The 14,957-nt window shown below is 41.7% G+C and carries 13 protein-coding genes and 1 riboswitch; of the genes, 6 read left to right on the forward strand and 7 right to left on the reverse strand.

Annotated features, from left to right (window positions below; all coding sequences use genetic code 11):
* Positions 1 to 66: 66 nt before the first annotated feature.
* Together OD355_RS06265 and OD355_RS06270 are read right to left on the reverse strand one after the other, a co-directional pair.
* Positions 67 to 1,026, reverse strand: coding sequence for a transketolase family protein (locus OD355_RS06265; protein ID WP_263037604.1), 960 nt, complete (start codon positions 1,024 to 1,026; stop codon positions 67 to 69).
* Positions 1,027 to 1,157: 131 nt separating this feature from the next.
* Complete coding sequence (locus OD355_RS06270; protein ID WP_263037605.1) at positions 1,158 to 1,574, reverse strand: Hsp20/alpha crystallin family protein; 417 nt, start codon at positions 1,572 to 1,574, stop codon at positions 1,158 to 1,160.
* Between the two features lie 227 nt (positions 1,575 to 1,801).
* On the opposite strand from OD355_RS06270, the gene OD355_RS06275 reads away from it, so the two are divergent.
* The 3 genes from OD355_RS06275 (at position 1,802) to yidC (ending at position 5,302) form a co-directional block, all read left to right on the forward strand.
* A complete protein-coding gene (locus OD355_RS06275; RefSeq protein ID WP_263037606.1) occupies positions 1,802 to 2,215 on the forward strand; it encodes a BrxA/BrxB family bacilliredoxin in 414 nt (137 codons plus the stop codon).
* A gap of 89 nt (positions 2,216 to 2,304) precedes the next feature.
* Positions 2,305 to 3,270, forward strand: a complete 966-nt coding sequence (locus tag OD355_RS06280) for a KpsF/GutQ family sugar-phosphate isomerase (protein WP_263037607.1) — start codon at positions 2,305 to 2,307, stop codon at positions 3,268 to 3,270.
* A gap of 157 nt (positions 3,271 to 3,427) precedes the next feature.
* Positions 3,428 to 5,302, forward strand: coding sequence for a membrane protein insertase YidC (yidC, locus tag OD355_RS06285; RefSeq protein WP_263037608.1), 1,875 nt, complete (start codon positions 3,428 to 3,430; stop codon positions 5,300 to 5,302).
* A gap of 169 nt (positions 5,303 to 5,471) precedes the next feature.
* On the opposite strand, the gene OD355_RS06290 is transcribed toward yidC, so the two are convergent.
* The 5 genes from OD355_RS06290 to OD355_RS06310 all read right to left on the reverse strand — a co-directional run bounded on the left by OD355_RS06290 (position 5,472) and on the right by OD355_RS06310 (position 11,534).
* On the reverse strand, positions 5,472 to 6,560 hold the full coding sequence (locus tag OD355_RS06290; protein WP_263037609.1) for a DUF5074 domain-containing protein: 1,089 nt from the start codon (positions 6,558 to 6,560) through the stop codon (positions 5,472 to 5,474).
* A gap of 146 nt (positions 6,561 to 6,706) precedes the next feature.
* A complete protein-coding gene (locus tag OD355_RS06295; protein WP_263037610.1) occupies positions 6,707 to 7,783 on the reverse strand; it encodes a YncE family protein in 1,077 nt (358 codons plus the stop codon).
* Positions 7,784 to 7,808: 25 nt separating this feature from the next.
* Positions 7,809 to 9,788, reverse strand: a complete 1,980-nt coding sequence (locus OD355_RS06300) for a TonB-dependent receptor plug domain-containing protein (protein WP_263037611.1) — start codon at positions 9,786 to 9,788, stop codon at positions 7,809 to 7,811.
* A gap of 95 nt (positions 9,789 to 9,883) precedes the next feature.
* A riboswitch (cobalamin riboswitch) is annotated at positions 9,884 to 10,077 on the reverse strand.
* A 32-nt stretch (positions 10,078 to 10,109) separates the two neighbouring features.
* Complete coding sequence (coaD, locus tag OD355_RS06305; protein WP_263037612.1) at positions 10,110 to 10,577, reverse strand: pantetheine-phosphate adenylyltransferase; 468 nt, start codon at positions 10,575 to 10,577, stop codon at positions 10,110 to 10,112.
* A gap of 30 nt (positions 10,578 to 10,607) precedes the next feature.
* Positions 10,608 to 11,534, reverse strand: coding sequence for an aspartate carbamoyltransferase catalytic subunit (locus tag OD355_RS06310; RefSeq protein WP_263037613.1), 927 nt, complete (start codon positions 11,532 to 11,534; stop codon positions 10,608 to 10,610).
* A gap of 130 nt (positions 11,535 to 11,664) precedes the next feature.
* Here OD355_RS06310 and parS point away from each other — a divergent pair, with 130 nt between their 5' ends.
* The 3 genes from parS (at position 11,665) to rpsA (ending at position 14,885) form a co-directional block, all read left to right on the forward strand.
* Entirely contained in the window at positions 11,665 to 12,108 is a 444-nt protein-coding gene (gene parS / locus OD355_RS06315; protein ID WP_263037614.1) for a type II RES/Xre toxin-antitoxin system antitoxin, read from the forward strand.
* Positions 12,109 to 12,115: 7 nt separating this feature from the next.
* A complete protein-coding gene (locus tag OD355_RS06320; protein ID WP_263037615.1) occupies positions 12,116 to 12,577 on the forward strand; it encodes an RES family NAD+ phosphorylase in 462 nt (153 codons plus the stop codon).
* 304 nt (positions 12,578 to 12,881) lie between these two features.
* A complete protein-coding gene (gene rpsA / locus OD355_RS06325; RefSeq protein ID WP_263037616.1) occupies positions 12,882 to 14,885 on the forward strand; it encodes a 30S ribosomal protein S1 in 2,004 nt (667 codons plus the stop codon).
* Positions 14,886 to 14,957 lie beyond the last annotated feature (72 nt).

Raw genomic sequence — 14,957 nt, forward strand, 5'->3', positions numbered from 1 at the left:
TTTAGGTATCTCAAAATATAAAAACTTGCTATTAGGACAAGTCGTTATAAATCAAGTTTAATATTTTTATTTTTTTGCCAGCACACGCTCTGCTGCTTCAGCAATTTTTTCTTTGGTAAGGCCGTATTTTTCAAATAGTTCTTCCGGCGTGCCGCTTTCACCGAATGTATCCTGTGTGCCGATAAACTCCATAGGCACCGGGCAATGAGCTGCTGCTACTGCGGCAATGCTTTCACCAAGCCCGCCGATAATGTTGTGTTCTTCACAGCTAACCGCACATTTTGTTTTAGAAATGGATTGAATGATGGCTTCCTTATCCAGCGGCTTAATGGTGTGTATGTTTATTACCTCTACGCTATATCCTTTCTGCTCAATGATTTTTGCAGCTTCAATAGCTGTCCACACCATATGGCCGCAGGCAAAAAAGGTAATATCTGTGCCTTCATTCAATACCTGTGCTTTGCCTATAACAAAATCACTACCGTCTTCTTGAGTAAAGTTGGGCCATTTCGGACGGCCAAAACGCAGGTATACCGGCCCGTCCAGCTCAGCAATCGCTTTTGTGGCTATCTTTGTCTGGTTAAAATCACAAGGGTTTATTACGGTCATTCCGGGCAACATTTTCATCATACCCAGGTCTTCCAATATCTGGTGTGTAGCCCCGTCTTCGCCCAGAGAAAGGCCTGCGTGGCTCGCACAAATTTTTACATTTTTCCCACTATAGGCTATGCTCTGCCTTATCTGGTCGTAAACACGCCCTGTACTAAAGTTGGCAAAAGTAGTTGTGTAAGGAATTTTACCACCGATGGTAAGCCCTGCTGCTATGCCCATCATATTGGCTTCCGCAATGCCTACCTGTATAAACCTGTCCGGAAAGTCCTTGATATAAGGCCCTAATTTAAAAGAACCTGCAAGATCTGCGGTTAATACAATTACATCTTTATTTTCCTGTGCTAATTCGTAAATTCCCTCTCCAAAACCCGCGCGCGTTTCTTTCTCATTTTGCGGCTTGATATCATTTATCATAGTTTAATTTTCCTTAATTTATAAATATGCACAAATATAGTCAAGTTTTTTTGTTATGATAAAAAACGCGCTGAAAAAAGCGCGTAAAAAAAGAGGCGTTTTTGCGCCTCTCTGATTCTTTAAATGAAAAACTACTTTATTTCAATAGTGGTCTGCACTTGTTTTTCCTCTTCCATCTTAGGCAAGGTCAACACCAGAATTCCATCTTCATATTTCGCTTCTATCCTGTTGATGTCAATGGTTTTTTCCACGTTAAAGCTGCGCCTGAAACTGTTGAGCGCATAATCTTTTTTGTGGTACTTTTTCCCTGTTTGTTCTTGTGACTTCTTTTCATAGGAAACTACCAGCAAACCTTTTTCTACTTTTACACCGAAATCTGATTTCTGCAAACCCGGGGCTACTACTTCAATATAGTAAGCATTGTCGTCTTCTGCTATATTTACCAATGGAAGTAAACCTTCTGACTTTGTCCAGTTAGGTGAAGTATTGCCAAAAATTTCTTCAAACAGATTGTTGAGTGTGCCGAAGTTTGTCTTTACTTGTGTCATATTGAATATTTTTATCTTTTATAAATAAGGTACCTGTATAAAGGTTTTCAAATCCTGTTCCAACAGGTATTTTAACAATTTAGGCTACCATTCAGTCATTAAACAAACATTTTAAGAGACAAAATGTCATATGCATCGTTTATTATTTACAGTAAACTAACGCAGAAATAGTTTTATTGATGTAGATTTGCATTTTACCAAACTAATCAAGAAAAAATTTTAAAGATATGTATCCAGCAGAGATAGTTTTACCCATGAAAGCAGAGCTGACCGAAAACGGTTTTACAGACTTGCAAACTCCACAGGACGTAGAAAAAGCCATCAGCCAACCCGGAACAACTCTTGTGGTTATTAATTCAGTTTGCGGCTGTTCAGCAGGTAGTGCACGCCCGGCTGCATTGATGGCTGTAAATAATTCCCCTAAAAAGCCGGACCACCTGGCTACCTCTTTTGCAGGTTTTGATATGGAAGCCGTGGAAACTTTACGGGAAAAATTATTGCCTTACCCACCCTCATCCCCATCCATAGCCTTGTTTAAAGACGGGGAGCTTGTAGCATTTATAGAACGCCACATGATCGAAGGCAGGCCAGCGCAGGTAATTGCCAACGGCCTTATACAGATCTTTGACGAACATTGCTAAAAACATTTTTAAATGAACTATAGAAATCCTTACTGCTTTCGGTAAGGATTTTTTTGATTTGTATATTTGCAAAAATCTTAGGCAAAGGCATGGAACAAAACATCAGGGAGTATGCGTTGACCGCTATCGGCATTGAAACGAAAGCAGTGAAAGCTCTTACAAACAGCATTAACCAAGAATTTGTAAGCACAGTGAAAGCGTTGTACAACTGTAGCGGGCGCGTGATCATCAGCGGTATTGGCAAAAGCGGCATTATTGCACAGAAAATGTGCGCTACTTTTAACTCTACCGGCACTCCTGCCCTGTTTATGCATGCATCTGACGCTATTCACGGCGACCTGGGAATGGTGCAGAAAAATGATATAGTAATCATTATAAGCAAAAGCGGTGAAAGCCCTGAGATTAAAGTGCTTATACCATTGGTAAAAAGCCTGGGAGTGGAAGTGATAGCCATTACCGGCAATACAGCTTCTTACCTGGCGCAGCATGCAGACTATTGCCTGGACACCACGGTAGAGAAAGAAGCCTGTCCCAACAACCTGGCGCCTACCAGCAGTACTACAGCGCAAGTAGTGATGGGCGATGTATTAGCCATATGCCTGATACAGTTAAAACATTTCACCAAAGAAGATTTTGGTAAATACCACCCGGGAGGCAATATCGGCAAACGTTTATTTATGAGCATAGCAGACCTCTATCCAGCCAACGAAAAACCAAGCGTACAGCCCGGTACCGTTTTAAAGGATGTAATTTTCTCCATTACAAAAGGCAGGCTGGGCGCTACTGCCGTCACAGACCAGGATAATTATTTATTAGGGATCATTACAGACGGCGATGTGCGCAGGATGCTGGAAACAACAGACGTACTCAGCGGGATGACAGCCAAAGATATTTACTCCAAAAATCCGAAAAGCGTGCAGCCGGGCACCCTGGCGCTGGATGCTATGGAAATACTGAAAACCTATAATGTGAATCAACTACTCGTTGCCGACGAAGAAAACAGGTATCTTGGCATCGTTCACCTGCACGACCTGATCAGGGAAGGCTTTAAATAACAGGTAAGCTATTACCGGTTTATTAAAATCTATTATTCGCAATTAATATTTACCTTTGCCAATCATTTTTTTATAATTAAAATTAAATGTAATAACACTGCTGCATTTGCTGCCGGGGTTATTCCATTTCACAGAAAAGAAAAAGCTACATACACAGATGAAAGGAGATAAAAATACCATCATTGGTTTTGTGTTAATGGGAATTTTGTTTATAGGATTTTTTTATTACAACAATAAACAACAAAGCGAATATTTACAGCAGCAACAACATATCAAAGACTCAATAGCCAAAGTGGAACTGGCTAATAAGCCGGTGATTGATTCTGCAACTTTAGTTTCGGATTCGCTCACAGCCGATTCAGTCGCAAGATCCGCTACAGCCGGTGATTTTGTGAATAATGCCCTTGGAACAGAAACCATTACCTCCATAGAAAATGAAGTAATAAAAGTAGACCTGAGCAATAAAGGCGGCCAGGTAAAAAGTGTTACTTTAAAGAAATACAATAACAGCCTGTTTAATAAACCGGTAGTCCTTGGCGGCGAAAAAAATTCTATAGAATATGCCATTAATACGGCGCCAAACCAGGCTGCACAAACCGGCAACCTCTACTTTACTGCCTCACCCGTAGAAAAAAAAGCAGACGGAAGCCAGCTGGTGACTTATACATTGAATTCGCCAAACGGTACAAAAGTGTTGCACCAGTTTGTGTTGCGCCCGGATGATTATATGGTTGACTGGAATATTTCCATGAACGGAGCAGACAAGTTATTAACTCAAAACACCATCAACCTTAACTGGACCACTGAACTTCACCAACAGGAACTAAACAGCAAATATGAAGGCGACCAGTCACGCATCAATTACTACAGCGCTGAAGAGGGCTATGACTTTAAGCGGACCGGCAACAGCGGCAGTGTAACGCTGAAGGATCCCATGGAATGGGTAGGCTTTAAACAACAATTCTTCAGCCAGCACCTGCTCTCTAAATCTGCAAATTTTGCAACCGGCAGCACATTGGAAATGAAACGTATACAGGACACTACTACCCGCCAGTTGTTTGAGTCGAAAGCTAACCTTTCGTTGAAAATTCCGGCAGCAAGCATTGCTACCATACCGCTGCAACTTTACTATGGCCCGAATGATTACAAAGTTTTGAAACAATACGATAACGGTATGTTCGAAACAGTAGATCTTGGCTCTGGCATTTACTCATTTGTAAGGCCTATCAACAGGTACATCATCATTCCTGTATTTGATTTCTTTGCAAAATTTATTGCCAATTATGGTTGGGTAATTATGCTGCTGACTATTGTGATCCGCCTGATCACTTCGCCTTTCATGTTTAAGAGCTATCTCAGCAGCGCTAAAATGCGCGTACTTCGCCCCGAACTGGATGAACTTAAAAAGAAATATCCTGAGCAGCAGAAATTTGCCATGGAGCAGATGAACCTGTTTCGCCAGGCAGGTGTAAACCCTATGGGCGGATGCCTGCCGGCTTTGATACAGTTACCGATATTCGTAGCCCTGTATAGTTTCTTTAACTCCGCTATACAGTTGCGCGGCGAACCTTTCCTTTGGGCAAAAGACTTGTCAACTTACGATGTATTATTCCGCTTTCCGTTTCATGTGCCTTTATTGGGTGATCACCTGAGCCTGTTTACTTTGCTGGCTTGTGCCACCATGATGGTGAGCTCCATTTACAGCATGAGCCTTACGCCTACCACTGGTATGGAAGACAACCCTCAAATGAAAATGATGAAGTACATGCCATACATCATGCCTGTAATGATGTTGTTTATCTTCAACAACCAGCCGGCGGCGCTTTCGTGGTATTATACTGTGAGCAACGTAATCACCTTCCTGATACAATTTGTGATTCTGACATTTATTATTGATCATGATAAAATACTGGCTAAAATAAATGAGAAGCGCAAGCAGCCAAAGAAGAAAAGCAGGTGGCAGGAACAGATGGAAGCCATGCAGGCTCAGCAAAGGAAAATGGAGGAAATGAAGAAAAAAGCACAGAAATAAAATTAGGAACGCGCCGCTGGCGCGTTCCTAATTTGTGGATAATTATCATTAGTTATGAAAAGTTATACAACATTGATTTTCTTAGATAAAGTCGGCCTAAATTTGATTGTTCTATAGAACCAAACAGAAGCAAACACAGAGACGGCGGAATTCTTTCCGCCGTCTCGTTTTACCGGATCACCGGCGTAATTCCATCGTACTTCCCGGTATAGGTAAACGTCTTCTTCAGCACAGCAGAGGCTGCATCGTAGAGGTACACATAGTTATTATTGCCGGATATATCACGGGCAACCACAATTACAGCATCTATATTTTTATCATACCTAAAGCCTGCACCGCTTAATCTCTGGCCTGCAGGCAGTGTTACAAACGGCTGATTAATTGAAGCAGATGAATCTGCCTTAAACCTGTAAACCGCTGTATGACCATCTTGTGATGCACTTTGCGTTGTGAAGAACACATAATTGCCTTTTGAAGATGCTGATAACATAGCAGGATATTTTGCCTGCACGGCTATAGAATCTTTTATTTGCGTTGTTGTTACACCTAAAGTTTTACCGTCAACAGCTACCAGTGTTTTCCCAAAACCGCACCATACTTTGTTATCAGGCGTTCTGGCAAATCCTGTGGCAATACTGTCAATAGTTTTAATTACTGCGAAATCGCTTGCGCGCAACAGTTTCGCACAACTATCCATAAGTACGAAAATTTGATTGTCAACTTTGCAGATGTCGCGTACGGGTTTATTGGCAAAACTATCAAGCCTGTTGGTAGCAGCCACGTCCGCAAAACCAAACTGGTATAAGCCGTGATTGCTGCTTGCCAGTCCAAAATCATCTGTGATAAAAGCCAGCGAATGCCATTGCTGAGCGGTATAGAATTGTGAAGACTGCTCCTGGTTGAATTTTTTGTTGTTCAATTTTACTACTCTTCCATTACCTTGTGTAAGCAGGTAAAATTTATCTTTATGCATAGCGCCATTTGCCAATACTGAACCAAGCGTATCAATATCTTTTCCGCTTTCTTTAAAATATATATTCTCAAATAAAGAATCAGTATTGTAGCGCACAAAGTGAACAGTGGAGCGCGTTTCAGAAGACCCTGCATTTATGAGAAAAAAACCATTTTCGTATTTATCAACAAAAGGTTTGGGTGGTTCAGGCTTGGTTTCTTCCGCCACATCAATTTTGCTGCAGGCAGTGCTACTTAATAACAAAGCGCAAATAACTCCTGTAAAGATATTTTTTTTCGCAATCATAATTTTTGAACATCAGTGAATGATACAAAGATACTGCATCAAAAAATAAGGCTGCAAACTTCTATAAGTTGCAGCCCTTTCTTTGCATAGATACAGCATTGTAAATTGTGCTGTAAAGATTGGTTATAAAAATTGTTGTCGCTTTATTATCTTACAAATAAAACTTTGTTCGGCAGATAACCCTGTGGCGCCAGTGATATAGAAAATTTCTTTTTACCTGACTGGTCAAAACAATACACCACACCAGGCTGGCCAGACGCTACAAGGTCGCAAATATACACGTTGCCATTACTTTCGTCTATATCTATGCCATAAGGAATTTTTATTTCTGTACCGTCAGTGATGAAATTATCTTTCAGCAGTTTGTCGACTTTTGTATCTATAACATAAATTTCATTCTTCTGGGTTGTATAGCTATAATTGTAAGAATACAAATTATTTTTATAGATTGCCATTTTAGAACCTATGCGGTCTATTGTTTTTGCCACGCTGTTGTTTTTGCTATCAATTACCGTAATTTTAGGAACATAGTCTTTAATTACCCAACCAGCTTCTCTTGCGGTTACATACAGCTTACCATTGTCTTCAGCGATCATGTAAGGATTAATGCCCACAACAATCTTTTTAATTTCTTCGCCTTTGTTTAAGTCAACTACAGATACCGTAGAGTCAGGTACAGGATTACGTCCGCCCGAGTTTACCACGTAAGCCATATGGCCAACTGTAGCCACACCTTCAGGATACGGGCCCACGCTGATTGTCTTTTCTACCTTCCATGTGGCCGTATCAATTACGGAAAGTTTTCCATTATATCCTGTAACCAACACTTTGCCCTGATAAGGCACAATATGCCTTGGTTGCCAATTATTACCTGATGTGATTTTAGTTATCAGCTTCACTGTTTGTTTATCTACCACTGCAACCAGGTTAGAGTTGTTAACTACAATGTACATTTTACTGCCATAAATAATTGCATCGTTGCCGGTATCCCCGAGCTTTTCACCGTTTGCCATCTTGTAAAACTCATTAGTTACTTTCGCAGATGAAAAGTCGTAGTAAGATAAACTGGCATTGTTGCCAAAATACGCACCCTCATTTAATACATACAATCCTTGTGCAGGTTTTACAGGGTCGGGCGTTGGCGGAAAATCATTCTTGTTACAGGAAACTGCCAGCAGTAGTGCCGACGCGATAAGCATACTTAGTTTGTTTTTGTGTATCATATGTTTTGTTTTAATTGAATGAAAATTATTTTGACCAGTGAATTGCCAGTCTGAAATGCCTCCCGGGCATGGGATAATAGTTTACGATGGCGTATTGATGATCCCAGATATTGTTAAGCTCAAATACCAGCTTGTACGTGCCTGCGCTTTTTAAACTCCACTTCCTTGAAACACTGATGTCATGCGTATTCCAGGCGGGCAGGTAAGTAAATGCGCTGTTCATTCCCGCTGTATAGCGGTAGCCGGAAAACAAGGCATTGTATGCCATACTCAGCTTGCCGTACACCGCAGAAAAATTGCAGGAGCCGCTATGCAATGGCGTATAGGCTATCTGGTTTTTGTATAATGCAGAAGTGGCGTCCGTTATGTCAAGCGACTGTTGCCAGGTATAACTTCCCATCAAAGAAAGGAGCCAGTCTCCTATTGGTTTAAGGTGCATATATGCCTGAATATCTGCTCCTTTAACTGATACTTGCCCTATATTCTGCATGCTCCACTGGGCAATATTAGCTGATGGAATGGCTATGATCTTATCGCGTATGTGGTTGTAATATACATCAGCAGTAACAGAAATATTATTGACGAATGCTTTGTGCAAATGCTTATTCCACAACAGTCCTGCGTTGTACTGATGCGTATATTCGGGTCCCAGCCTTGTATTGCCAATGTGTGTATAATACAAGTCATTGAAAGTAGGCATGCGGAATATGTTCTTATAAAAAGCACGCACAATCAAAGGATTTCTTTGCGAAACAGTATAATTCACCGCGACTGTAGGTGTAAGCTCCTGGGTATGGCCTGTGAATTCTAAGCGTTTATCCTTGACAGTTGTGCTTAAAATATTACCGGCAAAACTCCAGCGCTGTTTCGAGAAATGTACACTTATATTATTAAGCCAGGTATGGCGCATGGGCCCGCCCAATGCAGTATCATTGCTTCGCAAATTGTTTATAAAATAATCTGATGCATAGCTGATCTTTAAAAAATCAAAAGGCTTGTACACAAGAACTGCAGTAGTGTACAGTTCATCCTGGTAAAATATATTTTCCAGGATCCTCTCATCATAAAAAAATGCGGTATCTATATACCTGTAATAGCTGGTATTGTATTTAGCGCCTATCAAAAACTGCAGGTTTCTATGTATGGATTTATTCCAGGTAGCCTGGGCGAAAAATTGTTTGTCCCACAAACGCTGAGACCCTTGTTGGGTGTAGAGAATGATAGAACCCGGCAACCCGCGTTGTCCATCGTAGTAATAAAGGTTTGCTTGTATAGCATTGCTGTCGTTCAGCTTGAAATGCGCAGTGTATGCCATGTTTAGCGCTGCCACATCACTGTTGACCCTTCTGTCGTGTACGGTTTTATCTCCGTTCTTGTATGAAAAATTATAATTACCGGTTGCCTTTAAATAATCAGTATGGAACGATGAACTGAATCTTCCGGATTTATTTTTAATAGTTAACGACGGGTGCAGCAAGCCAAAAGAACCGGTTTTGAATGAAGCAGCGTATTGCCAGTGCCTCTCCCCGGGAATTACTGTACTTAATGTTTGCAGCCGGATCAATGATGCATAGGAATAAATGCGGGCCGGTTGCAACAGATCACCGGCATAGCCATTGTATAAGCTGACAGCATCTATATTTTCAAGCGTAAATTTTCCAAGGTCAACCTGTGCGTTTTGTGCATCATTTAAAACAATACCGTCATAGGTTATACCTGTGTGGTTTGCGCCCAGGCTGCGGACTGATATAGTTTTCAAACCTCCTATGCCTCCATAATCCTTTAGTTGTACGCCTGCAAAATACCTGGCGGCCTCGGCTACGGAAGCTGCGTTGAGATTGTTTAAACGGTTGCGGGATAAAATCTGCGTTGGAGTTAGCGAAGATGAATCTGCCCTGCTGTTGCGTGTATAGAAATGCAGCGTCTCCAGATCTGATAAAGTATCCTGCTGCGAAGAAGCCGCGCAGGCGATACACATGAACACAGTAAGAAGTAAAATACGCATTTCCTTTTTCATACACGGCACAAAAACATACAGTGCATGACGGAGAAGCTCTCCGAAGGACTACTGTACATCAACTTTTCGCACCGAAAGTTTTTTGTTTATGATGAATAAAGGCAGGTCTTCCGGCTTTGCGACTTTCAAGCGCCTTCCCATCCGGTAAAGACAGTGGCTATTTGCTGAAAGTGGGCATATATGCCCTTAAACACATACGGCTACGGGGATAGCGAAGGATTTGCACCTTCTTCCCTATTAATCCTGGTACACAGGAACCTTTTTCCGGCGGCAAATATAATATAATGTACTGATGTTAGCTAAAGAAATTTACTTCTTCAGATCTCTTTGCACCACATCGGGGAGGAATGCACTGGCATCGCCATTATTGCGGATTACGTCGCGCACGAGCGTAGAAGCCACGGAAGAATATTCCGGAAGGCAGGTAAGAAAGATGGTTTCAATGGAATGATCCAGGCTTCGGTTCATGTCGGCGATTGTTTTCTCATATTCAAAATCACTTACAAAGCGAATACCGCGAACTATGTATTTGGCATTAACTTGCTGGCAGAAGCTTACAGTAAGGCCTTCGTAGATGGCAGCTGATACCCTGGGTTCGTCTTTATAAATTTCTTCGATCCACTCAACACGTCTTTCCGCAGAAAACATAGGTGTTTTATTCACATTGGTACCAATACCTATTACAATTTTATCAAACAAATCCAGTGAACGGTTGATGATATCCACGTGTCCTAAAGTAATGGGATCAAAGGTTCCCGGGAATAAAGCTATGCGCATGTAGGGTAAAGTTTTTTGAGTTCAATATTATCAGTCATTCTTGCCGGAAAGCAAATATAGACAAGCCATTCTCACGGCCACGCCGTTTTCTACCTGGTTTAAAATAATGGAGTACGGCCCGTCAGCAACATCACTATCCAGCTCTACGCCACGGTTTATCGGCCCCGGGTGCATGATCACGATCTCTTTGCCCAGGCTGTCAAGTACACTCCTGCTGATGCCGTATACAAGATTGTATTCTCTCAAAGATGAGAATAAGGGCTGGTTCTGCCTTTCGAGCTGTATGCGCAGCACGTTGGCCACATCGCACCACTGTAAGGCTTTCTTAATATGGTATTCCACACGCACATTCAGCGCTTCTTCAATATATTTCGGTATCAGTGTGGGAGGACCGGCTATGGTTACTTCCGCACCCATTTTTGTAAGCAGGTAAATGTTGCTTAGCGCTACCCTGCTATGCATAATATCACCTAAAATCGCCACCTTAAGCCCTTGCAAGGAACCAAATTTTTCCATCATGGAATAAGCATCCAGCAACGCTTGTGTAGGATGCTCATTAATGCCGTCTCCAGCATTGATCACTGCTGCATTTATGTGCCGTGCGAGAAAGTGAGGTGCACCGCTGGCGCTGTGCCGCATTACTACCATATCAACCTTCATGCTGAGGATGTTGTTAACCGTATCCAGCAGTGTTTCTCCTTTCTTTACCGAGGATGCGCTGGCTGAGAAGTTGAGAGTATCGGCAGAAAGCCTTTTTTCGGCTAACTCAAAAGACATGCGGGTCCTGGTAGAATTTTCAAAAAACAAATTCACCACGGTCACGTCCCTTAACGAAGGAACTTTTTTAACCGGCCGCTGTAAAACTTCTTTAAATTGCTGAGCTGTAGAAAGAATTAATTCAATGTCTTCCCGCGTAAGATCTTTAATACCTAAAAGATGCCTGGTAGATAGTTTCATTAAAAAACAAAGCTACTGCATTTTTAAATAATTTGAATTAGAAAATAAAATTTAAAATAAATTTATGACAAATGACGAAATTTTCAGGACAAATGACATAACTTTGTAGAGACAAAAATATAAGGAGCGCATGAAATACAACACCAGCCATAACCAGGAAGTAAATGAAGAGGCTATGGTTTACAATGCCATCGAAAACCGCAATGCTTTTTCGCTTATCAATCTTATCAGAAGCGGCATTCGCTTTACCATGTTTAAATCAATTGCAGACAAAAGCCCGTTTTCTTTTGCTGAATGGTCAGACTTTCTGCATCTTTCAGAGCGCACCATGCAACGCTACCAGAAAGAAAAAAAATCTTTCGATCCTATTTATTCTGAAAAGATCATAGAGATCACTATGCTCTACAATTATGGCAAGGAGGTGTTTGGCGATAAAAAGAACTTTGACCACTGGCTGCAAACAGAAAATATAGCGTTAGGCAAGCGTACGCCTAAAGAACTCCTGGACAGTACATTTGGAATACGTCTTGTAAAAGACGAACTCACCCGCATAGAGCACGGAGTGCTCGCTTAATTTTTTTATGATAGTCTACAGGCTGGCGAAAGAAAAATATAAACATGACCTTTCCGGCAAAGGCGCTGAAATTGCCGGCGGCAGGTGGAACAGCGCCGGTCATGCCATGCTATATACCAGTGAATCACGTGCCTTGTGTACAGCCGAGATTGCAGTACATAGCCCGTTGGGGATCTTGCCTAAAGATTATTGCCTGATATCCATAGAAATTCCAGATAGTATAGATATAAAAGATCTTACGGCTGCTCAATTGCCTGAAGACTGGGCATCAGTGCCGCACGCTGTCAGCACCCAATTGATCGGTGATAAATTTCTAAAAGAAGGGAAATATGCAGTGATGAAAGTGCCCTCTGTTGTAGTCCCGGGTGATTACAACTATCTTGTAAACCCTCTGCATGATGCTTTTGCCAGAGTAAAGGTGAAGAAAACGGAGCGATTTAGTTTTGACAAGCGGCTGTTTGTGCGGTAGGATGAATATTACAACTCATCAAACATTGACAAGAAAACCATAATTGAGATTATGCGAGCCGGACGTATAATTTAAGAAAATGTATGTTTAAAGAATTTGGACTCCTACTGATCCTGATATTATATTAAAACCAACAGGTGTACAAGACTTAGAAAGGCTAGAATAAATCTTACCCTTATTGTGAAATTTATAAATTTCCGGTAAAACCTACAGGCACCTAGCTAATTTTAGGGCCAATATTCAATATTTTAATCATAATATCTTAACTTTGCACTCCCGAATTAAAACCATCGGGATTTTTATTATGAGTGATAACAATATTGTTAACCCAAACGCTGAAGCACAGGAGAATGCACCGGTAGAACAAACCGAAGCAACTACAGCGACAACAAATGCACCTGAGCAAACACCAGAGGCAACCGCTGCTGAACAACCAACTGAAGAAGCTGCACAACAGGAAGCTCCGCAACAGGATATTCCTCAGGAAGAAGCTCCGAAAGAAGAAGTTCAACAGGAATCTGCACACGATGATTTCGACTGGTCTGTGGACAAACGCAACGTATCAAGCTATTCTAAAGAAGATCAGCAGAAATACGACCAGGTTTACGAAAGCACTTTTGTACAGGTTGATGATGGCACCGTAGTAGATGCCACTATTGTTGGCCTCACTAAAACCGACGCAGTTTTAAACATTGGATTTAAAAGCGACGGCCTTGTTTCCCTCAACGAATTCCGCGATATGCCGGGTTTAAAAATCGGCGATGTTGTGGAAGTAATGGTTGTGGAAAAAGAAGACAGGCAGGGTCACCTGAACCTTAGCCGTAAATCTGCCCGCACCACACGTGCATGGGAGAAAATCGTGGAAGTTCACAAAACAGGCGAAATTGTTACCGGTCTTGTTACCAGCAAAACAAAAGGTGGCCTGATTGTAGACATTTTCGGAATGGAAACATTCCTGCCCGGCTCTCAAATTGATGTAAAACCTGTAACGGATTACGATCAGTTTGTAGGCAAAACAATGGAATTCAAAGTGGTGAAAGTAAACGAAACCATCAAGAATGCCGTAGTTTCTCACAAAGCGCTTATTGAAAGTGATATTGAAGCACAACGTGCTCAAATCATCAGCCAGCTTGAAAAAGGCCAGGTGCTGGAAGGAACTGTAAAAAATATTACAGACTTCGGAGCATTTATGGATCTTGGCGGATTAGACGGCTTGTTGTACATCACTGACATTTCATGGGGACGTATCAATCATCCGCAGGAAGTGTTGCAATTAGACCAGAAATTACAGGTAGTTGTATTGGATTTCGATGATGATAAGAGACGTATCAGCCTTGGCCTGAAACAACTGACTCCGCACCCTTGGGATATTCTTCCTGAAGGATTGCAGGAGGGTTCTGTTGTAAAAGGCAAAGTTGTAAACATTGAAGATTACGGTGCATTCCTTGAAATTCAGCCTGGTGTTGAAGGCCTTGTTCACGTAAGTGAGATCACATGGGCTAATACACCGATCAATGCAAAAGAATTCTTCACCATGGGCGAAGAGTACGAAGCAAAAGTGGTAACGCTGGATAAGGATACTCGCAAGATGAGCCTTTCCATCAAACAACTCACAGACGATCCGTGGAACACAATTGAAAATAAATTCCCTGAAGACAGCAAGCACAAAGGTTCTGTAAAAAACATTACTCCTTACGGCGTATTCGTAGAATTAGAACCCGGTATCGGCGGTATGATCCATATCAGCGACCTTAGCTGGTTGAAGCGTTTCAACCACCCTTCCGAATATGTGAAAGTTGGCGAGGAAATAGATACCATTATTCTTTCTATAGATAAGGACAACCGCAAACTGCAATTAGGACACAAGCAACTGGAAGAAGATCCATGGAATGCGCTTGAAGACACATTCGCAGTAGGCACTGTACATGAAGCAACCGTTACCCGCAGGGACGACAAGGGCGCTCTGGTACAATTGCCATATGGCCTGGAAGGCTTTGTTCCAAACCGTCATTTAGGTAAAGAAGACGGCAAGTCTATAGAAATGGATGAAACAAACAAATTCGTAGTGATAGAGTTCGATAGGAACGAAAAACGCATCGTTCTCAGCCACGCACGCATTTGGGAACAAGAGCAGGCAGACGCAAAAGAAGCTGTGAAGAAAGAAGCGAGAGCTGAAGCTGAAACTGCAAGAAAAACTGTTAAGAACATCCAGAGCAAAGTAGAGAAATCTACACTTGGCGATCTTGGCGCATTAGCAGACATTAAAGCCAAACTGAAAGAAGAAGAAAAGAACAACGAGAATAAATAATCTTCTTTGAAACTATAAACACCTCACATTTTTTGTGGGGTGTTTTTTATTGCAAAAATGGTGAGGCTCTTA

Source organism: Haoranjiania flava (assembly GCF_025631005.1).
GTDB lineage: Bacteria > Bacteroidota > Bacteroidia > Chitinophagales > Chitinophagaceae > Haoranjiania > Haoranjiania flava.